Source organism: Vibrio vulnificus NBRC 15645 = ATCC 27562, assembly GCF_002224265.1.
GTDB lineage: Bacteria > Pseudomonadota > Gammaproteobacteria > Enterobacterales > Vibrionaceae > Vibrio > Vibrio vulnificus.
The window spans coordinates 503,381-525,081 of record NZ_CP012882.1 but is presented as its reverse complement, the minus strand read 5'-3'; the positions used below and the strand labels follow the sequence as shown (position 1 = coordinate 525,081).

Here is a 21,701-nt window from a genome sequence, read left to right as displayed (position 1 = left end):
ATGTTGCTCCTTATGCGTTCTCAGTCTGGTTAAATTGCACTTGGGTAAAGCGGTACAAGTAGTGTGGACCACCTGCTTTTGGCCCAGTCCCCGATAAGCCCTGACCACCGAATGGCTGCACGCCAACCACTGCACCCACTTGGTCACGGTTGATGTAGCAGTTACCCACTCGCGCGTGTTTTTCGATCCAGCGATAGGTAGTTTCGTTACGGCTGTGAATGCCCATGGTCAAACCAAAGCCTGTGCGGTTGATTTGTTCCACTACGCGAGTCAGTTCAGACGCTTTGAAACGCACAATGTGCAGGATCGGGCCAAACTGCTCTTCTTTAAGTACGTCGATGCCTGAGATTTCAAACGCCGTTGGTGCGACAAAATCACCATGCTGACAATCGTCCGCCAGTGTCAGTTGCGCAATCGGCTTCTGAGTTTGGTTCATCTGCTCGATATGCTGCAGCAGCTTTTCTTTCGCGCGTGCGTCAATCACTGGCCCCACATCGGTTTTGTGTAGATGCGGCACGCCCACACTCAGTTCATTCATCGCCCCTTGGATCAAGCCAATCACTCGGTCGGCAATGTCTTGCTGAACGAACAGCACGCGCAATGCCGAACAGCGTTGACCTGCAGAAGCAAAGGCAGAGCGAATCACATCACGCACCACCTGCTCTGGCAGCGCAGTACTATCAACGATCATCGCATTTTGACCACCGGTTTCGGCGATAAACGGCACCGGTTTGGCTTCACGTTGTGCCAAGGTCACGTTGATGCGTTGCGCCGTGGCGGTGGAGCCCGTAAACGCCACACCCGCAATTGCAGGGTGAGAGGTGAGCGCCGAGCCAATATCCGCACCACGACCAGGAATCAGTTGAACAACGCCTGCTGGGAAACCTGCTTGTAGCATGAGCTCTACCGCACGCACCGCGATCAAACTGGTTTGTTCTGCCGGTTTCGCTACGACAGTGTTGCCCGCCACGAGCGCTGCGGTCACTTGACCAAGGAAAATCGCCAGTGGGAAGTTCCACGGGCTAATGCAGACGAATACCCCCAAACCTTCACGGCTAGCAATGCGTTTCACGCCATCAAAACCTTCTAGTTCAAAAGGTTGCAGATTTTGCGCTTGTTTAGCGTAGTAACGACAGAAATCGACCGCTTCACGCACTTCATCAATACTGTCATGCAGTGTCTTGCCCGCTTCTTGGTGACAAAGCGCCACCAACTCAGCCAAGTTGGCTTCCATCAAGTCAGCGAGGTTGTCTAGGCAACGCGCTTTCTCCACCAACGGTGTGCGATTCCAATCGGCAAAAGCCGCTTGTGCGATGTCGATCGCTTGGGAAACATGATCAAGGTTGGAAAACGCAATTTGCCCCACTTGGATACGACGATCATACGGCGCTGTGACACTTTCCGCTTGATCGTCCTTGATCATGCTTTCGGCCAGTGATGCGCCGTTGATGATTGGGCCTGCTAACCACTGTTTGCCCAAGAAGGACTCGACCTGAGCTTCAAACGGCTTAGCTTCGCTTTCGATATCCACGTTAACGCCATAGGAGTTTTTACGCTCAGGGAAAATCGCCGCTGGCAATGGGATCTTGGTATTGTTCAGGGTTTCAAATGAGGTCAGCGCTTCTACTGGGTGTTTGGTGAGCTCTGCCACTGGGCAGCGCGCATCGACCAAACGGTGGACAAACGAGCTGTTGGCACCGTTTTCCAGCAGACGACGTACAAGGTATGGCAGCAAATCTTTGTGGCTGCCCACAGGCGCGTAAATGCGCACTGGCTGACGATACTGCTCCATCACATGGTTATAAAGTGAATCACCCATGCCATGAAGACGTTGGAATTCGTAGTCACTGTGAGTCGCCATGGTGGCAATCGAGGAAACGGTTTGCGCGTTATGGCTAGCAAATTGCGGGAAGATGTTGCCGCGCACTTCATCGCTTAACAGGAATCGAGCACACGCTAAGTACGCCACATCAGTGGCTTCTTTGCGAGTGTAAACAGGGTAGTTATCGTAACCGCGCTGCTGAGACCACTTCACTTCGCTGTCCCAATACGCGCCTTTCACCAAACGCAGTGGGATCAAATCCCCTTGCTCTTTAGCAAGAGCGTTGAGCCACACCAACACCGGCAGAGCACGTTTGGAATACGCTTGCACCACCAGACCAAACTTACCCCAACCTTTTACCGTTTCACTGCGGTAGAGTTTTTCAAACAGTTTGAGAGAGAGCTCTAGACGGTCGGCTTCTTCCGCATCGATGGTGATCGCAACGTCTAGCTCGACGGCGCGTTTAAGCAGTTGTGCTAAGGTGTCAAACAGCTCGCTCATCACTCGGTGCTCATTGGCCACTTCATAGCGAGGATGCAAGGCAGAGAGCTTGATCGATACCGACGGCGCGGGGCTGGTGTCGTTACCATAAGTTTCACGACCCACCGCTTCAATCGCCATCAAATAATCTTTGAAGTATTTATTGGCGTCCGCTGTGGTCAGCGCCGCTTCACCCAGCATGTCAAAAGAGTAAGTGAAACCTTTATCGCGCATCGGGCGGCCATTTTTCTGCGCCTCTTCGATGGTGCGACCACGAACGAACTGATGACCCATGATCTTCATTGCCTGATACATGGCTTTGCGGATCACTGGCTCAGAAAGCTTGTTCACTAAGCGATTAAGCGCTTGGTTTGCGCTTTGTGTCTCTTCGTCTGCTAACCCAATCACTTTGCCTGTTAACATCAAGCCCCAAGTCGAGGCGTTAACAAACACAGATTCTGAGTTCTTAAGATGCGATTTCCAATCTGCCACGCTCATTTTATCTTTGATCAGAGCGTCTGCCGTGGCCGCATCCGGAATACGCATCAGTGCTTCTGCCAAACACATCAGCAAAATGCCTTCGTGCGTGTCTAGGCTGTATTCCAACAACAGTGCATCGATCAGTTGAATCGACTTCTTGTCGGCGCGAATCGCTTCAATTAGCTGAGTCGTTCGGCTGGCGATCGCTTGCTTTTCTTCCGCTGAAGGGGTTGCCAGTGGCAGGAGCTGCTCCAGCCATTGAGATTCGTCCACCATATACAATGGGGAGATCAATGCCCATAGCTTATCGAGCGGCTGCGCGACAAACTCCGGCTTTAACACATCTGTTGCTGTAAACATGCGTTTTCCTCAATCTCATCCCCGAAAACCGCTTCGGGGCTACACAATGGCTGGCAGTGTATTTTGAGCCTGAGAGGATTACTTGTCAAAAACTCCGAGCTTTTTGCTAAAAACTCGCTTTTTTAACAAAACAACTACATGATCACACGAATTTAAGCAAAATATTGTGTCGTAAAAAGCAACTTATTTAACGCCAAATTGCTTTTTGTATTGAGAAGGTGAAACGCCCTGTAAGCGAGTAAAGGAGTGGGTAAAGGTACTTTGGCCGGAAAAACCGGTCAGCTCGGCAATTTGCCCCAAGCTTAATGTGCCTTTTTCAATCAGATCTTTGGCCATATCGATGCGCTTACCGAGCAGGTATTGATGCGGCGTAATGCCCATTTGCTCTTTGAAGAGGCTGTGGAACTGGCTTTCCCCAAGGAAAACACTGCCAGCAAGCTGCGCCACGCTGATCTTGTGGCTCAGATGGGTTTCGATATAGCGATCAATCGCATCGAGATCAAAACGCGACTCTTTTCTTGGCGTCTCAAACGCCGACATATGACGTTGCATCAACGCCATCACGGTATCGTTGCAAGCCCGGCTCAATAAAAGATCCTCGGGGTTGGACTGCATTTCATGCACCAACATCTGGATCAACTTCTGAATTTGCGCATCCAATTGAAAATAAAGGTGAGATTTTTCAATTTGATTGATTTTTTGCAGCAGCAGCGGATCATCATCATTGGGTACAGGCATATTTAGCACTAAGATATCCGACTGGCCAATCACGCCACCAAACGCGTGATCAGAGCAAGCCGTGACAATGCAGCCTTGACCCGGTCCAACAAGATTACCCTGCCCTCGCACTTCAAACTCCGCCTGCCCCTTCAAACCAATCACAATTTGCGTGTAAAGATGATCATGGCAATCCATGTAAGAAGGTAACGTCACCAGCTCTGCCGGCTTGGGCAGCTTGATATTGGCGATGATCTCAGGTTGAGGCTTAGTGCTTTCGTTCATAGGGATGCAGAGTAGAACAAGGACAGAAGAATGATACCTCACCTCAACCCGCATGCAAGTCAAACCGAGAAGAGGTGCAAAGATCTTTATGGCGCTCCCTTTGATCATTGTTCCGGAACGATGATCATGTAGTGACGTTCTACGGTCATCGTTCCACGGACCAAATCATACAGAGGCAATCCATCTCATTGATGAATAGAGGGTTTTCCCTCCTTTTGCTACATAACAATTTTGCATACAGTGTTTGCGAGAGATCGTGACAAGCATACGTCGCTGTCTCTTGGTATCTTGTGATACCTCTAAATTGGCGTAGCAAGACCCTCGCTATGTGATTTAGAACCTCTTCTACACGTCGACAAGATTGATATCTTGTGTTGCCAGCCCCTCTTCAGGCTGGCCTTTTTTTGTCTGCGATTCCATTTTTTTTCACCAATATTGATAAATTCCACAAAAAACGACGCTTTTCGAGGGATAACTTGGCTAAAAACAAAGAATTGCACACCAATTAAATGCATATTTACACGTTACCACTGTGCTGTATAGGTGAGTTGTACTGTGTCTAATTGTCTGAGCAATATCGAATTTTCCCTTTTTAACCAACTTCCCGGCTGTTGGGGCTGTAAAGATCGCCACTCGGTTTTTCGTTACGCTAACCAAGATTACGCTTGGCTGGTTGGCCATCGTCGCCCTGAAGATTGTATTGGCCTCACCGACTTCGATATGCCGAGCCCGACGGTAGAATGCGCAGCTGAGTTCCAGCGCCAAGATCAATATGTGATGGAAAGCGAACGAACACTGAAAATTCTCGATATTCACCCCTACCCAGATGGCCGCTGGCACGCGCATATTTTTACCAAATCCCCTTGGTACAACGACAGCGGCGAAGTGCAAGGGACGATTTTTTATGGTCAAGAGCTCACCGACACCGCAGTGTTAGAAGTGGGGTATTGGATCTGTCGCGCAACCGGGATTACCGATGGCAACCTGCCTCGTTTTCGCTTTAATGATGCCAGCTTGTCGATCAGTGATTTGACCGCTCGGGAACAAGAAACGCTGTTTTTGCTACTGTACGGACGCAAGCCGCAGTACATCGCCAACATTATGGGGATTTCAATTAAAACCGTTGAAGGTCACGTGGCGAGGCTGCGCACCAAGTTCGCGGCAAACAGCAAAAACGAATTGATTGATAAGGCATTAGAAGCAGGCTTTGGATCTTTGATCCCAGAAAGCTTACTCAACACCCAGCTCTCTGTGGTACTTAATGGCGATCATTTAAGCCAATGATCGCCATGATAATGGCGCTAACCGTGCAAGCTTAACGTGCAAATAGCGCTTAAGGCGCGAGACGATCGATATGCCACTCGCCTTGTTCTTGGCTGTAAAGGAAACGGTCGTGCAGGCGATGCTCGCCCCCTTGCCAAAACTCAATGCTTTGTGGCCTCACGCGGAATCCGCCCCAGAAACTCGGCACCGGAATTTCACCGTTGGCAAACTTTTGTTTTAGCTCAAGAAACTTACCTTCGAGAACGCCACGAGCGGAAATTCGGCTGCTCTGACGGCTGGCCATCGCCGCTAATTGGCTCTCTTTCGGGCGAGAAGTGAAGTACTTCATGTTTTCCATTGCGGTCAGTTTTTCTGCCACACCCGTGATGTGCACTTGACGCTCAAGCGGGTGCCAAGGAAAGTGAAGGCTGATCTTGCTGTTGTGCTCTAAGTGCTGCGCCTTGCGGCTGCCCAAATTGGTATAAAACACAAAGCCGTCTTTATCGACGTTTTTCAGCAAAACGATACGTTGAAAAGGCATGCCATCTTTGTCCACGGTCGCGACCGTCATGGCCGTCGGATCACTCAAGTTCGCCTTGATCGCTTGCTCTAGCCAAAAGTTAAACTGATCAATTGGGTCGTTTTTTAAATCTTTACGACGCAAGCCGCCTTTGGTGTATTCACGGCGAATATCGGCAAGTTCCATCTTCACTCCTTCACATATTTTTTGCCGATTGTGCGCCCGAATGTGTTCAAACTCAAGCCTTGAAGCCCGCCTGTTGTTACAAGCGCGATTCGCTCCAATGCTCAGCACCAGAAAACTCAGATCAAATTCGCGTTGTGGTGGTCACTCGGTTTATCTTTTTTGTTGCACTGGTAAAGTAATCCAATCCCTCTATTTTATTGATAAGGCATTGTGTGTCGCTGGTTTCTCGTTGGTCTGGTTATCGCTTTTTCCTCTTTATGTTGCTGCTCGGTGGCATCGGTTTAACCGTGACGCATTTTGCCGCTTCGCATTATCAGCAGAACAAATGGGCGTCGATTCTGAAAAACTATGCCGATCGCGCCAATCAACAACTCAGCTCTGAGCTGGCAAAGTTTGAGCAAATTCCCAACCTGCTCAGTCACGATCCTCGTTTACTCACCTACCTCACCCAACCTGAGTCAAACGGGTTAAATCAACTGCTGGCAGAATGGTCGAAGCAAACATTGGCCGATACCATCTATCTGCATAATCAACAAGGTGTGGTCATCGGTTCAAGTAACTATCAACAAGACGATACCTTTGTCGGGGAAGATTTTTCCTTCCGCCCCTACTTCATTGAAGCGATGCAAGGTCACATCGCTCGCTACGTCGCGTTAGGTATCCGCTCCAACAAGCGCGGCTATTTTTACTCCGCGCCGATTTGGCTGGAGAACAGGATTGCCGGCGTCATCACGGTGAAAGTGAGCCTGGAAGAGCTGGAAAACAGCCTTGCGCCAGAACGAGCAGACATTATGGTCCTCGATCAAAACAACGTGGTGTTTCTCAGCAACCAAGCCACTTGGCGATACACCGCCTTGGCACCGATCGCCCCCGAACGCATAGAGGCAATGGTGCAAAACCAGCAATATGGCAGTCAAGCGCCTAAGGCGCATCCAAGCGTTCAGTTGGGCGATCCCGCCAATCCTCAAGCACAACAGCGCATGATGCCACAGCATCAACTGTATCTATCGGCCACCAACGACAATGGTTTTCGCGTTGTCACCCTCGCGGCACATCAACAACGTTTGATAACCGTGCTGCAAGCCGATGTGATTTTTGTGCTGATATTTAGTTTACTCAGTTTGATCGCCTTTGCTTGGCAGCAAACACTCAACAACAAACGCCAATTGGCACTGCTTAACAAACAGTTAGAATCCAAAGTCAAACAGCGCACCGAGGTTCTCAGCGAGAGCAACCAACGTCTGCAACAAACCATTATTCAATATGAAAAGACGCAGCAAGAGCTCAAACAAACCCAGCAAGAACTGACTCAAGCGGCGAAGTTGGCACTGCTTGGCGAACTTTCTGCCAGTATTAATCATGAAATCAATCAACCGCTGGCGGCGCTGCGCACCTACACCGAAAACAGCTTGAAACTGATGTCGATGGAGAAACATCAGTTGGTTGAACACAACTTGCAACAAATGCTGCAACTCAACGAAACCATCAGCGAAGTGATTGCGCGCCTGAAAATATTCACCCGTAAATCGACCCCGGATGAGCGTCACTATTACGCGAATTTGCACGACTCCGTGCACAACGCAACGCGCATCCTGAGCAATAAACTGATCAAATCGGGCGTAACGTTAAAAGTCGCGACCATTCCAGCTTCGCTCGCCGCCAATATTCACCATATCGAGCTTGAGCAAGTGCTGATCAACCTCATCCACAACGCGATACAAGCCTTGGAAGGGCAAGCCGATGGTCAAATCATGATTGAATGCGCCATTGAGCAAGACGCTTGCCAGTTGATTGTCAGCGACAACGGTCCAGGGATTGAGGCAACCAAGCTGGCACACCTTTTCGACCCATTTTTTACCACCAAGCCAGAAGGTCTTGGGCTTGGTTTAACCATTTCCAAACGCATTATTGAAAGCTATCAAGGCAGCTTGGAGGCCGAGCTTCACTCCCCTCACGGGATGCGTTTTACCCTTTCACTGCCACGCCTTTTGTCCAGTGATGCGTCAACACAAGAATTCGTATGAACAGCCAAATTTACTTTATCGATGACGAACCCCATATCCGCGATTCCGTTAGCCAAGCGCTGATGATTGAGGGTGTTGAGGTCACTAGTTTTCCCAATGCCGTCGAAGCACTTAAGCACATTGATACCCAGCAAGCGGGCGTGGTGGTCACCGATATCCATATGCCCGTCATGAACGGCTTAGCGTTGTTGAAAGAGCTGCGCAGTCGCAACCCTCACTTTCAAGTGATCGTGCTCACCGGCTATGGTGATGTGAAAACCGCGGTAGAAGCGATGAAAGGCGGGGCGTACGATTTTCTTGAGAAGCCATTTTCCACCGACAGCCTACTCAAAGCGATTCGTAACGCCGAAGACAAGCTGGCGTTATTACAAGAAAACATTTGGCTGAAAAAAGAGCTCGACATGCAAACGCACGCGGGCTCAAAACTGATTGGTCATTCGCAAGCCATGGTGCAGATACGGCGTGCGCTCATCAGTGCGCAAACCGACCTACCACTGATTCTCTATGGCGACAAAGGAACCGGTAAACGGCTGTGCGCGCAGTTCTTTTATGATATTCACAACCGTAATGAAGGCGAGTTGGTGCCAATTTCTGGCTTCTATTTTAGTGACCTCAGCAGTGAGGAGATGCCGCAGAAACTGAGACAACTGCTCGCTCAGCACCCCAATGACACGCTATTCATTCACGATGCTGAAGTACTGAAAGCCAAACAGTGGCAAATACTCACGGAAACCCCGCTTGGCACCACCAAGCTCGTCTGTGCCGCGCTCTCTCTACCCAGCACTATCACCGGTAAAATACAGAGCATTGCCCTGCCCACGCTCGACCAGCGTAAAAACGACATTCCCGCCCTGTATAAACACTTTGTGCGTAACGCGTGTAGCCGCTACCAAGTTCAGCCACCGCGCATCACCGCCGAAGAGCTGGAGACCGTACAGCAACAAACGTGGCCGGAAAACATTCGTCAGTTACGTCAGTTCGCCGAGTTACGCGCACTCAAATCACCACAATTTCTCTCAGCAGATGTTGATGAGCTGCAACAAGCCCAAGCGCAAACCATGGCACAACGTTTGGATTACTTTGAATACACCTTACTGTTTGACGCGCTAAAACGACATGGCGGACGCTTAAAAGAGGTGCAACAAGAATTACAGGTCTCACGTAAAACCCTGTATGATAAACTCAAAAAGCATCAGTTAGATAAATCTCAGTTTAAAGATCAGTAACATCTTCCATCGCAATGAAAGGTTACATCGATTTAACAATTGAATAGACTGAGTTTAAAATCATAAAGATAAATTCTATTCATCATCAAACAAGGACAGTGCATGAGCAGTGAAAACTACAATAAGCTCAGTCGTGAAGAGCTCGATTTTGTAGATGACAAAACCGCCGCTTTGCTTCTAAACACACCGACCAATGCCCGCCTGATGTTGTGGGTGATTGTCCTATTTTTCGCAGTCGCCATCGGTTGGGCTGCTTGGGCCGAAATCGATAAAGTCACCGTCGGCCAAGGAAAAGTGATTCCCTCTTCTCAAATCCAAATCGTGCAAAACCTCGAAGGCGGATTGGTGAAAGAAATTTTGGTCAAAGAGGGGCAGTTGGTTCAAAAAGGCCAGCAGTTACTTTTGATTGACGATACCCGTTTTCGCTCCGACTACCGTGAACGCGAGCAGCAAGTTGCCAACTTAACCGCCGCGGTTTTGCAACTGACCAGCTCAATCGACAGCGTGGAAATTGATGAAGAATTTACCAACGCAGAATGGGAAAAGAGCGTGGTGATCAAATACGGTCAGTTGGCCTTTCCTGCCGAGCTGGAACAACAGCAGCCAGAACTGATCGCCCGTCAACGTGCGGAATACCGCCAAGATCTCAACAACCTACGTAACCAAATCTCGGTACTGACTCAGCAAGTCAAACAGAAGCAGCAAGATCTGGTTGAGATTCAAGCGCGAGTGAAAAACCTGCGTCAAGGGCACGTGTTTGCCAAGAAAGAGTTGGAGATCACCCAACCGTTGGCAGACGAAGGCGTTGTACCGAAAATTGAACTGCTCAAATTGCAGCGCCAAGTGAATGACACGCGCCGTGAGCTCACCTCGACTGAGCTGAAAATTCCTGTGCTTCAATCCACCATTCGTGAAGCCATGCTTAGCCGCATTGATGCCGCACTGAAATTCCGCTCAGAACAGCAAGAGAAACTCAACAAAACCCAAGATCAGTTGTCGGCCTTAGTGGAATCCGCCGTGGGTCTGCGTGACCGAGTCAAACGCACCGTCGTTATTTCGCCTGTTACCGGCAAGATCAAAACTCTTAACATTAACACCGTCGGTGGGGTTATCCAGCCGGGTATGGACATCGTCGAGATCGTACCCACAGAAGATTCCTTGTTGGTGGAGGCGAAAATCGCACCGCAAGACATCGCATTTCTTCGTCCAAATCTTCCTGCCGTGGTCAAATTCAGTGCGTACGATTTTACCAAATACGGTGGTTTGGATGGTGAACTGGAGCACATCAGCGCCGACACCACCCAAGATGAAGAAGGCAACAGTTTTTATATCGTGAGAGTTCGAACCGAAAAAACCAACTTTGGCCAAGATGCTGAGCTGCCCATCATTCCGGGCATGACCGCTTCTGTGGATATTATTACTGGCAAGCGAACGGTACTGGAGTACCTGCTTAAGCCGATACTAAGCGCACAAAATAATGCCCTTAAAGAGTAAGCCACACATGGCGCGCGAACATTGGACTCGATTCACGCGTGCCACCTTCCATACCGGACGCTGGGTTTTACTGGCGGGGCTCAGTATGGCTGGTTTTTACTCTCAAGCGCTCAATACCACAGAGCAAAAATGGATTGCTGCGGTCACTGCGACCTATGGCGAGCGCGCGGGACAACGCGTCAACACTTGGCGCGAAAATATTGATTTCTTTAAGTTATTAGAAGAAAACGAAAAGCTAGAAGGCATTAACGACTTTTTTAACCAACTCTATTTTGTCGACGACATCGACCTATGGGGACAAAAAGACTATTGGGCGACCCCTCTAGAATTTTTGGGCAGTAATGCGGGCGATTGCGAAGATTTCACAATTGCTAAGTATTTTTCTTTGATCGAACTGGGAGTCTCAGATAGTAAACTCCGTTTGGTATACGTTAAAGCAATAGAACTCAATCAGTTCCATATGGTTTTGGCATACTATAAAACGCCCAGCTCAGAGCCGCTGATCTTGGACAACATTAATCCCAAAATCATGAAAGCGTCAAAGCGCCCAGACTTACTGCCGATTTACAGCTTTAACGGTAAAAATCTTTGGTTGATGAAATCTGCCAACGCCAATGGTCAATTGGCGGGTGATTCATCACGACTAAGCCTATGGAACGATCTCCGTTCCAGAGAAAAAACACTCAAATTGAATAAACCTATTATCAATTATGACGAGTAATGAGCATGACACTATATAAACAACTCGTGGTTGGTATGATTACAGTCTTTGTACTGCTGATGGCATCAGTCTTTGTAATCGAATTCAATACCACTCGGAATAGCCTAGAGCAGCAACAACGCTCTGAGATGAATAACACCATCAACACGGTAGGATTGGCGCTAGCCCCTTACCTAAAAGACAAAGATAAGGTGGCGGTGGAATCCGTGATCAACGCTTTGTTTGATGGCAGTTCGTACTCAGTAGTTCGATTGATTTTCCTCGATTCAGGGGAAGAGATCATTCGTACCTATCCGATACAACCGAGCTCCGTGCCCACTTGGTTTAGTCAGCTAAACCTGTTCCAACGTATTCACGATCAGCGCATCGTGACCAGTGGCTGGCTGCAGCTTGCTGAGGTGGAAATTGTCAGCCACCCTGGTGCTGCTTACGAACAGCTTTGGAAAGCGTTAATGCGTCTGCTCACCGCATTTGCTGGGGTTTTCTTTATCGGCCTGCTCTCTATCTCGTATATTTTAAAACGTTCATTGAAACCTCTTACTGCCATCATTAATAAGATGAACGACATCGCCAACAACAAGTTTGGCGACCCTTTGACTCGTCCTCATACCAAAGATCTGATTGCCGTGGTTGATGGCATCAACCGCATGTCTGCTCAAATCGAAGTCTCTTTTAAAGAGCAAGCGAAAGAAGCGCAACGCCTGCGTGAACAAGCCTATATCGACCCGATCTCGAAACTGGGCAACCGCTCTTACTACATTAGCCAATTGGATCAATGGCTAGCGGAAAATGCGCCGGGTGGCGTAGCGGTGCTTAACGCGGAATACATCGGTGAAGTGTACGACAACAAAGATTATCAATCGGCTGACCGAATGGTAGCAGAGCTTGCCAAACAGCTCGACAGCACCATCTCAATCCCAGGGGCGACGCTTGCACGTATTTCCAGCGATGAATTTGGTTTGATTTTCCCGCACATGGATGAAAGCGAACTAAAAATTGTCGCCGACAGCATTGTGAACTGCGTAAACATGCTCAACACCGATCCAACCGGCACTGCAGATGCCAAAGTGGCGCTGGGTATTGCCTACATCAAAGAGAGCAAAACCCGCTCAGAGATGCTCTCTATGGTGGATAACGCCCTATCGAAAGCCAAAGCCACACCAGAGAAGAAATACGGTTTTGTCGGCAGTGACAGCCAAGGCGGCATGATGGGTAAACAACAGTGGAAAGCGCTGGTTGAAGAGGCGATCCACAATCAATGGGTTCACTTCCGTTTCCAAGCGGCGAACACCATCAATGGCCAAACCTTCCACCGAGAAGTGTTCTCAAGCATCGAAAAAGATGGCCAAGTTTACCGCGCCAACCAATACCTTTACGCACTCGAACAGCTTGAAGCGACCCATATCTTTGACCAATACGTCATCACCTCGATGATTGAAAAACTGCAAACGGGCTTGGTGGCCGAGCCATTGGCAATCAACATCGCTCAAAGCAGTTTGTCACAGCCAAGCTTTATTCGTTGGATCACCAACACGCTTGAGAAAAACCGTGATGTGGCCTCTTTGCTTCACTTTGAGATCCCAGAAGAGTGCTTTATTCATCAGCCACACCACGCGGCGCTGCTGTGTCATGCCATTCGCACATCGGGCGCGGAATTTGGTGTCGACAATTATGGGCGTAACTTCCAATCGCTTGATTACATCAACGAATACCGTCCAAATTACGTAAAACTGGATTACCTGTTTACCCATAATCTGGATGACGAAAAGCAGAAATTCACACTGACGTCTATTTCTCGCGCGGCGCACAACCTTGGCATCACCACTATTGCCTCTCGTGTGGAAACGCAAACGCAGCTTGATTTCTTGTCAGAACATTTTGTTGAAGTATTCCAGGGCTTCATCGTAGATAAAGAGTAGTAAGGTTATCTCATGAAAGATCCATTATTAAATTCGCTGATTTACGTCAGCCGCTATTACGGCTTAGCGAATTCACCGGATGCCCTGATCAACGGCTTACCGTTATCAGATGGTAAACTGACGCCGTTTCTCCTGCCTCGCTCCGCTGAGCGAGCAGGCTTAGTTGCAAAAGAAAACCGTGCTGAGCTGAGCGAAATCTCCAGCCTTGTACTGCCGGCGATTTTGCTGCTGAAAGGCGGTGATTCTTGCGTACTCATCAGCGTCAACAAAGAGGCTGGTGAAGCGGAAATCACGACGCTCGAAAGCGGCATGGTGCCCGTTCTCATCCCTCTTGAAGAACTGCAACAGCAATATACTGGGCGTTATTTCTTGGTGAAAAAGCAGTTTCGTTACGATGAACGCTCACCAGAGATTCTCAAAACACGTGAAGGGCACTGGTTTTGGTCAACGTTATGGCAGTCTAAACACATCTATCGTGATGTGCTGATCGCCTCTATCCTGATCAACTTATTTGCCATCGCCGCACCAATGTTTACCCGTATCGTCTATGACAAAGTGGTGCCAAACCTCGCGTTTGAAACCCTATGGGTGTTGGCGAGCGGGATTTTTGTCGTCTTCCTATTCGACTTCATTCTAAAAATGCTGCGCAATTACTTCATCGATGTGGCGGGGAAAAAATCCGATATTCTGATCTCCTCCAAGCTGTTTAGCAAAGTGATGGGCATTCGAATGGAATCCAAACCGCCATCGGTTGGCGCTTTTGCACGTCACTTGCAAGAGTTTGAATCCATTCGCGAGTTCTTTACGTCGGCCACCGTCAGCGCGCTGATTGATTTGCCGTTTGCCCTACTCTTCCTACTGCTTATCTGGCTGATGGCCGGCGATTTAGTGTATGTGCCGATCGCAGGTGTGGTGATTTTGATGATTCACTCTGCACTGATCCAAGGCCCACTGCGCCGCTCCATTGAAGAAGGCTCACGCTTGGCATCGCAGAAATACGCCAACCTGATTGAGAGCTTAGCGGGTTTAGAAACCGTGAAACTGTTTAGCGCACAAGGCCAGTTCCAATACCGCTGGGAAGAAGCCGTCGCGCACATGGCGAACTGGAACATCAAGACTCGCCGTCTCACCGACAGCATCCAAAACGCCGCTGGTTTTGTTCAGCAAAGTGCTAACGTGGCGATGATTATTTTAGGTGTCTATTTGATTTCGAACGGCGATCTCACCATGGGTGGCTTGATTGCGGCCACGATGCTCAGTGGCAAAGCAATTGGTCCACTGGTTCAGCTTTCACTGCTTTCGACTCGCTATAATCAAGCCAAATCCTCCATGACCATCATTAATCAAGTCATGGAAATGCCAGACGAGCAGGAAGAAGGTAAACGCTACATTCACCGCCCTATGGTGCAAGGTAAAGTAGAACTGGATCGCGTCACCTTCCACTACCCAGATGCCCCCGTCGCCTCCATTCGTGATTTGAGCATCACCATCAACCCAGGTGAAAAAGTGGCGATCATTGGCCGAATTGGCTCAGGCAAAACCACGTTAGAGCGCCTGATCATGGGTCTTTATCAACCCACCGCCGGGCACGTACGCATTGACGATACCGACATTCAACAGCTCCACCATGTCGATATTCGCCGTAACATCGGCTGCGTACCGCAAGACAGCAATCTGTTCTTTGGCACCATTCGCGAAAACATCACCTTAGGCCGCCCCCTTGTGGATGACCGTGATGTGCTCGATGCCGCAAATCGCGCTGGGGTCACCACATTCACCCAAGCCGATCCTGCCGGTCTTGAGCGCCAAGTTGGTGAAGGCGGCGCCATGCTCTCAGGTGGCCAGCGTCAAGCGGTGTCCATCGCTCGTGCCTTCCTTGGCAGACCGCCTGTGTTGCTGATGGATGAACCCACCAGCGCCATGGATAACCGCTCTGAAATGCAGATCAAATATCAGCTTTCTCAGCTTAAACCGAGTGAAACGCTGATTTTGATCACCCATAAAACCTCGATGCTGGACGTGGTCGACCGCGTGATTGTGATGGAAAAAGGCAGCGTGATTGCCGACGGTCCAAAAGCCCAAGTGCTGAGCGATCTCAAACAAGGCAAAGTTCGCGCAGTCAGCTAACCATCACTCCCTCTCACCACCAACGCCCTGAACCGAACCTGTTCAGGGCGTTTTTTTATCTGCAAAAATTCGCCCCCACCTCTTGACCTCAAGTTAACTAGAGGAATTAACCTTGCGCCACTTGAACATAGCAAGCCATGAATACCTACCACTAAGGAGCATATTTTGAAGAAAATCGCCGTTGTTTATTTCAGCAAAACCGACATTACCCACCAACTCGCCCAAGCCATCATCGATGGCATTCAAGCGCAAGATGTACAGGTCATCGAACACCGCATTGAGGGTGCTTCCATTATTGAAGGTCGTTTTGAACACCCAGAACTGTTTGAAGTGCTCCTTAGCTGCGATGCGATTATCTTTGGCTCACCAACCTACATGGGTGGCGTTTCTGCCCAATTTAAAGCCTTTGCCGATGCCAGTAGCGAATTCTGGGCCGATCAACGCTGGGCCAATAAACTGGCAGCAGGCTTTACCAGCGGTGGGGGTTACAACGGTGATCAATCCAGCACTCTGCAATACCTAACCACTCTCGCCGGTCAACACGGTATGCTATGGGTCAACTTAGATGTGGCAGGCGGCTTTGGTCCGCAAGGGTTAAACCGACTTGGGCAACAAAGTGGTGTCGTGGCACAAGGTATGGAAGGTCAAGCGCACCCGAGCGATTTAGCCACTGCTCAATACCTTGGCAAACGCGTTGCACAATGGGTAACGCGTTTGTAATGTGAACGGCCCCTCCTAGTAAGAGGGGCATTTTTTGACTACGCTGATGCCTGTTCTGGTTGAGCGGCTTTGCGCTTACGCAGCAGCCATGCACCAACGCCGACGGCCGCTAGCATCAGCACCAAGAACGGCAACAGTTGCATCAGTTGGCCGCCACGTGCAAATGTCATCGCCAACATCAATAGCCAGCCAATAAACATCGGAATAAAGGTTCTACGCACGATATCAAAAGGCGAGAGCCCAGAAATACCAGCAACCGCAATGATCACCCCTGCAATGGGAGAGATCGTACGCCCCATTCCCGCAGAAAGCTGGATAGGCAAAATCATGTCTGCCGCGTTCGCACCAATTTTCTGCGCGATTTGCGGCACCATAGGAGCAAAGGAGAAAAAGGCTGCATTCCCCGAGCCCATTAAGGCAGAAATGGTGAAGGTTAAGATCGCCATAAACAGGATGATAATGGCGGCAGAGAGGCCCGCCCCGCTGGCCATCTCAAGCATGGCATCAATGGCACCAATCGATTTCAAACCCATCGAAAACGTCTGACCCGCGACAATCAAGGTCACTACCGCCGCGAATACCTTGCCCATGTCATTAAAGATGCCTTGTAGCTTGTCAAACACCGGTTTGGCTTGTTTGACTCGAACAAACTCACACACCAATCCAATGAAAATGCTCAGTAAAATCGCATTGGACAAGCTCACCTTAATGCTCTCAATGCCCAATTTGCTGAAAGTCAGCATGAAGAACAGCGGCAGCATCGGCAGCAGCAAATAGAACATGGGGGCATCGCTTTGTGCATCGTCCACGTTAGCCAGCGAGTCTTGCTCGGCATTCGACTTCGCATCCAATTTGTCAAAGTAGCGCTGCGTTAAGGCGTGAATCAGCGCCACAGCAATAATTAGCACAGTAACAATCGGAAGCTGCTCGCCTACAAAAAACGCTGTGATGTCCATGCCCGCAGTTTGCGCAGCAAGAATCGAGTTCCCAGACGCTGGGCCAAACTCAATCGCACAGGTACTGGCCAGCACCGCCGCCACGCCTGCTTTGCTACAGCCCAATCGAATCAACACTGGGTATAACGTCGCCATAAGCAGCAGAGCTAACCCTGTCGCGCTGGAGATAAACAACGACAAAGCTTGACCAAGAATGAAGGCCAACGCCAACATCAAATAGGGTGAATTGAGCTTCATCAACGGCTTGGCTGCCACTTTCACCATCACCTGACTGGCGCCGATGGCCGACATAAACAGCGCAAAACCACCAATCAGCATGATGTTCAAACCCAAGCCACCACTTTGCTTGCTAAACACTTGGCTGATGTATTCAAAAATATCAAAGCCTACCCAACCGGTCGATTTCGCAACAAAGCTGGCGTTGTTGGTGAAGATGGAGATCGCCATCAACACAATCCCAGTAAAGAATAAGACCGCTTGCGGGTTGTAGTTCTTCAAGATCAAACGGCCAGCAAAAACCAGCCCTAATAACGCAATAATTAAGCTCATCTTAGTTCCTTACTCGAAGTTGCCTGTCACCAACAGCTCATGATTGAGCAGCATGGTTTGCCCTTTAGCGAGCACGCTATTTAAGGAGAAATCTTGATTGAAAATACAGAGATCCGCATCCATCCCCACTTGGATTCGCCCTTTGCGAATGCCAAGAGAATCCGCCACGTTGGCACTGAGCATCGAGAACGCCACCTCAGGTGAAACACCACAATCAATCAGCATCGGAAGCAGTTTAAGGTTGCCATCCACGCTCGCCGCCGTTAGGCCAATGATGTTTCCTTGCGCATCAAATTTTGGCAAGCTGCCATTGCCATCGGAACTGATGGTGATGTGCGAAGGGGCAACCCCTTGCTCCAAGGCGTGCAAAATCGCCTCTTGCGGTGAGGTGTATAAGGTGCCTCCGGAGGTAACATCGATATAGCCGCCCATTTTGGCGAACTCAATCGCTTGCTCAAACAACGGAGCCGTACGGGCAACATGCGTGGGCGAAAAGTGGTAGATAGGGATACCCATTTGGATCAATTCGAATATCGGTGCAAACGCGTCTTTTAACGCCCCCATGTGCATGTGCAGTAAACCGCGTTTTTTAGCCAGCAAAGCGGCGATGCGAATGTCAGAGGCTATGCGGGCTAACTCATGCAGAGACGGAAAAGAACAACGATGATCGGCAATAGCGATTTTTACCCCGAGCACCGAAGGCAGAAAGGTAATGTCATCGCGAATGGAAGAAGTAATGGTTTGGGTCGGGACTTCATACGATCCGGTATGCATGAAGGCCGTGATGCCCTCTTCGGTCAACGCTGCGGCCTTGGCGTACAAATCACGCGGCGAACGTGAAATGCCATCCGTCCCCAACACCCCAACGACCGTGGTGCTTCCCGCTTGAATCAGGTGCGATAACGTAACCTGTGGAGTTCGACTGGCAAAGCCCGCTTCACCGCCTCCCCCCGTCAAATGGAGGTGCTGGTCAATCAAACCGGGCGTGACCATTTTGTTGTGACAATCGATCTGTGTAACCGCTTCAAGCCCGCGAAGATTCAGTTGCGGCTCGATGGCAAGAATTTTCCCTTGCCCAACCAATATATCGACGTTTCCGACATGATTTGGAGCATAGAGATCGGCATTTTTTAGTAGGGTAAACATGCGTTCCTCGTTCTTTGTTTTTGGTATTTCCTTGCTCTGCCTATCCCCATATCGCTCTCGACTCAGGCTTATGCAAAGCACCATGACGACAGCATAACCACACATTCAATGCAGGTATTGTCATTTCCATTGCTGATTAAGAATGATACTATGCGCGCAAATCATAGAGTGAAAACGTCATGAATAACCCACTAGAATTCAAATGGTTAGAAGACTTTCTTAGTTTAATGGAACTGGGAAATTTCTCTGCTGCTGCCAAAGCACGCTTTGTTACGCAATCGGCCTTTAGCCGCCGCATACAAGCCTTGGAAGTCTGGATTGGTGTGCCGTTATTTGACCGCACCTCTTACCCCATCACCTTGACTGAACACGGACAAAAATTCGTCCCTTATGCAGAAAACTTGCTGAATCAGGTAAAGGTGACCAAAGAAGATTTTGCCCAAGCCTCGCTGAAAACAGACCATACCGTTCGCATTGTGTGCCTGCACACCTTGGCGGTGAACTTGCTACCTAAACTGTTTTTGCAAAGCGCCGAAGCGTTGAGTCATCTCAACTTGTCGGTCACCCCTTCGGTTCTGGGTATCGACGCCCATTTTCAGATGCTGGAAGATCACTCCACCGATTTGCTGTTTACTTACAACATTTCCGCGATGAGGCCATCGCTGTCGCTTGAAGAGAAGCTTGAGAAGTGCGTCATACACAGTGAAAAAGTGGTGCCCGTGGTTGCACCGCACTTACTTGAGTCGCTCAAAGCAGACCAAGCTATTCCCTACCTGAGCTACAGTGAGCACACCTTTCTGTCAAAAGTGGTTGAACCCGTGTTAAAGACGCTGCCACTGACCCTCAAGCCAGTCTTTGAAACCACCTTGAGTGAATCACTGGTGAAAATGGCGATTGGTGGCGCGGGGGTTGCTTGGGTGCCAATGCACGTGATCGAGGAGGAGCTGGCGCAAGATCGTCTTGTCATCGCGTTTGAGGAACAAAAAGAATGGCAGATCCCAATCGATATTCTCTGCTATCGCTCAACCACCAACCATCGCGCTGCGGTGGATCAATTTTGGCAAGAAATCGACAAGTCATAAACGCGCTCTCGCTCGCCTTCAAACAAAAAGATCTGACCCACTACTTAATAAAAAAGGTTCATCGCGGATAAGCGGGAAGCCAAAACAAAAACGGTAGTAAGTGATAGAGTTTTATCGCCAAAAAAAACCTACACAAACTACCGTTCTCATGTCGAATCATACTTTCCTATCTTCATTCTGGGAAGGCTTTCATATTGTAAAGTCTCATCAGACTGCATCATTGATGAAGCTCACTCTCGAACCGAACTCTATCGCTAAGTGCCCGTGTGGACTTAAAGCTCAAGCCGTACATGAGTATCAGTGGCGCAACGTGAAAGAAGCGACACTGCTTGGAATGCCCGTTGAACTGTCCGTCCAAACTCGACGCATTAAGTGTAGTCACTGCGGTATTAAAACGGAACGATTATCTTGGTTAGAGCCTTATGCTCGTATCACCAATCGTCTACGAAACTATATAGAACAGTTGTTGCCGCTGTTGCCCATTAAGCATATTGCCCAATTGACAGGTGTTCATTGGCACACAATCAAAGAGATAGATAAGCGTCGACTTCAACAAGTAGTACCGCAAGTTAAATGGGGTGAATTAAGGCAACTCGTCATGGACGAGTTCGCGATTTTTAAGGGACATCGTTATGCCACCGTCATTGCTGACGCTAAAAGCCATCAGGTTATCTGGATTGGACTGGGCCGAAGCCGTAAGGATATTCGACCGTTCTTCGAGCAGTTAGGTGAGCATGGCAAAAACATCGAAGCGGTAGCAATGGATATGAATACGGCTTTTGACCTTGAAGTCCAAGAGCATTGCCCAAATGCCCGTATCATTTACGACTTGTTCCACGTTGTTGCTAAATTCGGTCGCGAAGTGATGGATAGAGTCAGAGTCGACCAAGCCAATAAGCTAAAACAAGATAAAAAAGCAAGGCAATGGGTCAAGCGTTCTCGCTGGGTGTTATTGAAAAATAGGGATAATTTAAATACGCAACAGGAAAGCTATCTCACTGAAATATTGAATATGAATCAGGATCTGATGACAACCTACTTACTGGGTGCGCAATTAAAGGAACTGTGGCGCTGCGGATCGGAACTTCAGGCTAAAAACCTATGGCAGGTATGGTGGGAGCAAGTGAATGAGAGTGGGATTAAGCCGCTAAAAGAGTTCGCTCGAAAGCTCCGTCCATACCTTGATGGGATTACTGCTTCAGCAAGCTACCCCCTGAACACCTGTACGCTTGAAGGGATAAATAACAAGATAAAGTTAATCAAGCGGATGGGATATGGCTATCGAGATACAGATTACTTCTTCTTAAAGATTAAAGCGGCTTTCCCCGGAAAGCCGCGATGAACCATAAAAAAGGCCGCGTCGTTTGCGGCCAAAAAAGAGAGGGGAAACACAGAGAACCAAGAGAGGCGTTAATGGATAACGCGTTCACCAGCTCGCATCAGTTGAGAAACATCAATGGTGAACACCACCACTCTGGCTGGTTTTGCTAGCCCCTTCTTGATAGAAAACTCCGGATAACCTTTAGTGACGCTGGGAAAACAGATCACACTTGGCCAATCGGTATTTGAGCAAGCTTTTCCCGTCTCACGCACTGAAAACGACAATGCTGGCAAACGTGTCATA

Annotated in this window: 16 protein-coding genes; 10 read left to right on the top strand and 6 right to left on the bottom strand. The window is 49.1% G+C overall.

The features are described from left to right. Positions 1 to 10 precede the first annotated feature (10 nt). A complete protein-coding gene (gene putA / locus AOT11_RS17975) occupies positions 11 to 3,142 on the bottom strand; it encodes a bifunctional proline dehydrogenase/L-glutamate gamma-semialdehyde dehydrogenase PutA (protein ID WP_017421356.1) in 3,132 nt (1,043 codons plus the stop codon). A 183-nt stretch (positions 3,143 to 3,325) separates the two neighbouring features. Continuing rightward, on the bottom strand, positions 3,326 to 4,144 hold the full coding sequence (locus AOT11_RS17970) for an AraC family transcriptional regulator (protein ID WP_026050497.1): 819 nt from the start codon (positions 4,142 to 4,144) through the stop codon (positions 3,326 to 3,328). A 555-nt stretch (positions 4,145 to 4,699) separates the two neighbouring features. Here AOT11_RS17970 and AOT11_RS17960 point away from each other — a divergent pair. Next, positions 4,700 to 5,428, top strand: coding sequence for a helix-turn-helix transcriptional regulator (locus AOT11_RS17960; RefSeq protein ID WP_371286977.1), 729 nt, complete (start codon positions 4,700 to 4,702; stop codon positions 5,426 to 5,428). Positions 5,429 to 5,477: 49 nt separating this feature from the next. On the opposite strand, the gene pdxH is transcribed toward AOT11_RS17960, so the two are convergent. Next, positions 5,478 to 6,113, bottom strand: a complete 636-nt coding sequence (pdxH, locus tag AOT11_RS17955) for a pyridoxamine 5'-phosphate oxidase (RefSeq protein ID WP_017421353.1) — start codon at positions 6,111 to 6,113, stop codon at positions 5,478 to 5,480. A gap of 212 nt (positions 6,114 to 6,325) precedes the next feature. Here pdxH and AOT11_RS17950 point away from each other — a divergent pair, with 212 nt between their 5' ends. The 7 genes from AOT11_RS17950 to AOT11_RS17920 all read left to right on the top strand — a co-directional run bounded on the left by AOT11_RS17950 (position 6,326) and on the right by AOT11_RS17920 (position 16,344). Then, positions 6,326 to 8,137, top strand: coding sequence for a sensor histidine kinase (locus AOT11_RS17950; protein ID WP_017421352.1), 1,812 nt, complete (start codon positions 6,326 to 6,328; stop codon positions 8,135 to 8,137). Beyond that, a complete protein-coding gene (locus tag AOT11_RS17945; RefSeq protein ID WP_017421351.1) occupies positions 8,134 to 9,363 on the top strand; it encodes a sigma-54-dependent transcriptional regulator in 1,230 nt (409 codons plus the stop codon). The genes AOT11_RS17950 and AOT11_RS17945 overlap by 4 nt, the downstream gene beginning before the upstream one ends. Positions 9,364 to 9,465: 102 nt before the next feature. Further along, complete coding sequence (locus tag AOT11_RS17940; RefSeq protein ID WP_017421350.1) at positions 9,466 to 10,857, top strand: HlyD family type I secretion periplasmic adaptor subunit; 1,392 nt, start codon at positions 9,466 to 9,468, stop codon at positions 10,855 to 10,857. Positions 10,858 to 10,864: 7 nt separating this feature from the next. Continuing rightward, positions 10,865 to 11,578 carry a transglutaminase-like cysteine peptidase gene (locus AOT11_RS17935; protein ID WP_399462311.1) on the top strand — a complete coding sequence of 238 codons (714 nt, stop codon included), beginning with the start codon at positions 10,865 to 10,867 and terminating at the stop codon, positions 11,576 to 11,578. A 5-nt stretch (positions 11,579 to 11,583) separates the two neighbouring features. After that, a complete protein-coding gene (locus AOT11_RS17930; RefSeq protein ID WP_026050496.1) occupies positions 11,584 to 13,497 on the top strand; it encodes a bifunctional diguanylate cyclase/phosphodiesterase in 1,914 nt (637 codons plus the stop codon). Between the two features lie 12 nt (positions 13,498 to 13,509). Then, positions 13,510 to 15,624, top strand: a complete 2,115-nt coding sequence (locus AOT11_RS17925) for a type I secretion system permease/ATPase (protein ID WP_011152840.1) — start codon at positions 13,510 to 13,512, stop codon at positions 15,622 to 15,624. Positions 15,625 to 15,789: 165 nt separating this feature from the next. Further along, positions 15,790 to 16,344, top strand: coding sequence for a flavodoxin family protein (locus tag AOT11_RS17920; protein WP_017421347.1), 555 nt, complete (start codon positions 15,790 to 15,792; stop codon positions 16,342 to 16,344). A gap of 38 nt (positions 16,345 to 16,382) precedes the next feature. Here the strand turns inward: AOT11_RS17920 and dcuC are convergent, their stop codons facing one another. After that, on the bottom strand, positions 16,383 to 17,849 hold the full coding sequence (gene dcuC, locus AOT11_RS17915) for a C4-dicarboxylate transporter DcuC (protein WP_017421346.1): 1,467 nt from the start codon (positions 17,847 to 17,849) through the stop codon (positions 16,383 to 16,385). Between the two features lie 9 nt (positions 17,850 to 17,858). Next, a complete protein-coding gene (iadA, locus tag AOT11_RS17910) occupies positions 17,859 to 18,995 on the bottom strand; it encodes a beta-aspartyl-peptidase (protein ID WP_017421345.1) in 1,137 nt (378 codons plus the stop codon). A 179-nt stretch (positions 18,996 to 19,174) separates the two neighbouring features. On the opposite strand from iadA, the gene AOT11_RS17905 reads away from it, so the two are divergent. Together AOT11_RS17905 and AOT11_RS17900 are read left to right on the top strand one after the other, a co-directional pair. Then, positions 19,175 to 20,077 (top strand): LysR family transcriptional regulator, encoded by a 903-nt coding sequence (locus tag AOT11_RS17905; RefSeq protein WP_017421344.1) that lies wholly within the window; start codon positions 19,175 to 19,177, stop codon positions 20,075 to 20,077. A gap of 148 nt (positions 20,078 to 20,225) precedes the next feature. After that, positions 20,226 to 21,419, top strand: coding sequence for an ISL3 family transposase (locus tag AOT11_RS17900; RefSeq protein ID WP_026050384.1), 1,194 nt, complete (start codon positions 20,226 to 20,228; stop codon positions 21,417 to 21,419). A gap of 68 nt (positions 21,420 to 21,487) precedes the next feature. On the opposite strand, the gene AOT11_RS17895 is transcribed toward AOT11_RS17900, so the two are convergent. Next, positions 21,488 to 21,700 carry a hypothetical protein gene (locus AOT11_RS17895; RefSeq protein ID WP_017419930.1) on the bottom strand — a complete coding sequence of 71 codons (213 nt, stop codon included), beginning with the start codon at positions 21,698 to 21,700 and terminating at the stop codon, positions 21,488 to 21,490. Position 21,701 lies beyond the last annotated feature (1 nt).

Excerpts from the sequence above, each read along its gene's own strand:
- dcuC (WP_017421346.1), bottom strand. The coding sequence starts at position 17,849 with ATGAGCTTAATTATTGCGTTATTAGGGCTGGTTTTTGCTGGCCGTTTG.
- AOT11_RS17895 (WP_017419930.1), bottom strand. The coding sequence starts at position 21,700 with ATGACACGTTTGCCAGCATTGTCGTTTTCAGTGCGTGAGACGGGAAAA.
- AOT11_RS17925 (WP_011152840.1), top strand. The coding sequence starts at position 13,510 with ATGAAAGATCCATTATTAAATTCGCTGATTTACGTCAGCCGCTATTAC.
- AOT11_RS17930 (WP_026050496.1), top strand. The coding sequence starts at position 11,584 with ATGACACTATATAAACAACTCGTGGTTGGTATGATTACAGTCTTTGTA.
- AOT11_RS17935 (WP_399462311.1), top strand. The coding sequence starts at position 10,865 with ATGGCGCGCGAACATTGGACTCGATTCACGCGTGCCACCTTCCATACC.
- AOT11_RS17900 (WP_026050384.1), top strand. The coding sequence starts at position 20,226 with ATGTCGAATCATACTTTCCTATCTTCATTCTGGGAAGGCTTTCATATT.
- AOT11_RS17945 (WP_017421351.1), top strand. The coding sequence starts at position 8,134 with ATGAACAGCCAAATTTACTTTATCGATGACGAACCCCATATCCGCGAT.
- putA (WP_017421356.1), bottom strand. The coding sequence starts at position 3,142 with ATGTTTACAGCAACAGATGTGTTAAAGCCGGAGTTTGTCGCGCAGCCG.
- AOT11_RS17970 (WP_026050497.1), bottom strand. The coding sequence starts at position 4,144 with ATGAACGAAAGCACTAAGCCTCAACCTGAGATCATCGCCAATATCAAG.
- AOT11_RS17940 (WP_017421350.1), top strand. The coding sequence starts at position 9,466 with ATGAGCAGTGAAAACTACAATAAGCTCAGTCGTGAAGAGCTCGATTTT.
- iadA (WP_017421345.1), bottom strand. The coding sequence starts at position 18,995 with ATGTTTACCCTACTAAAAAATGCCGATCTCTATGCTCCAAATCATGTC.
- pdxH (WP_017421353.1), bottom strand. The coding sequence starts at position 6,113 with ATGGAACTTGCCGATATTCGCCGTGAATACACCAAAGGCGGCTTGCGT.
- AOT11_RS17905 (WP_017421344.1), top strand. The coding sequence starts at position 19,175 with ATGAATAACCCACTAGAATTCAAATGGTTAGAAGACTTTCTTAGTTTA.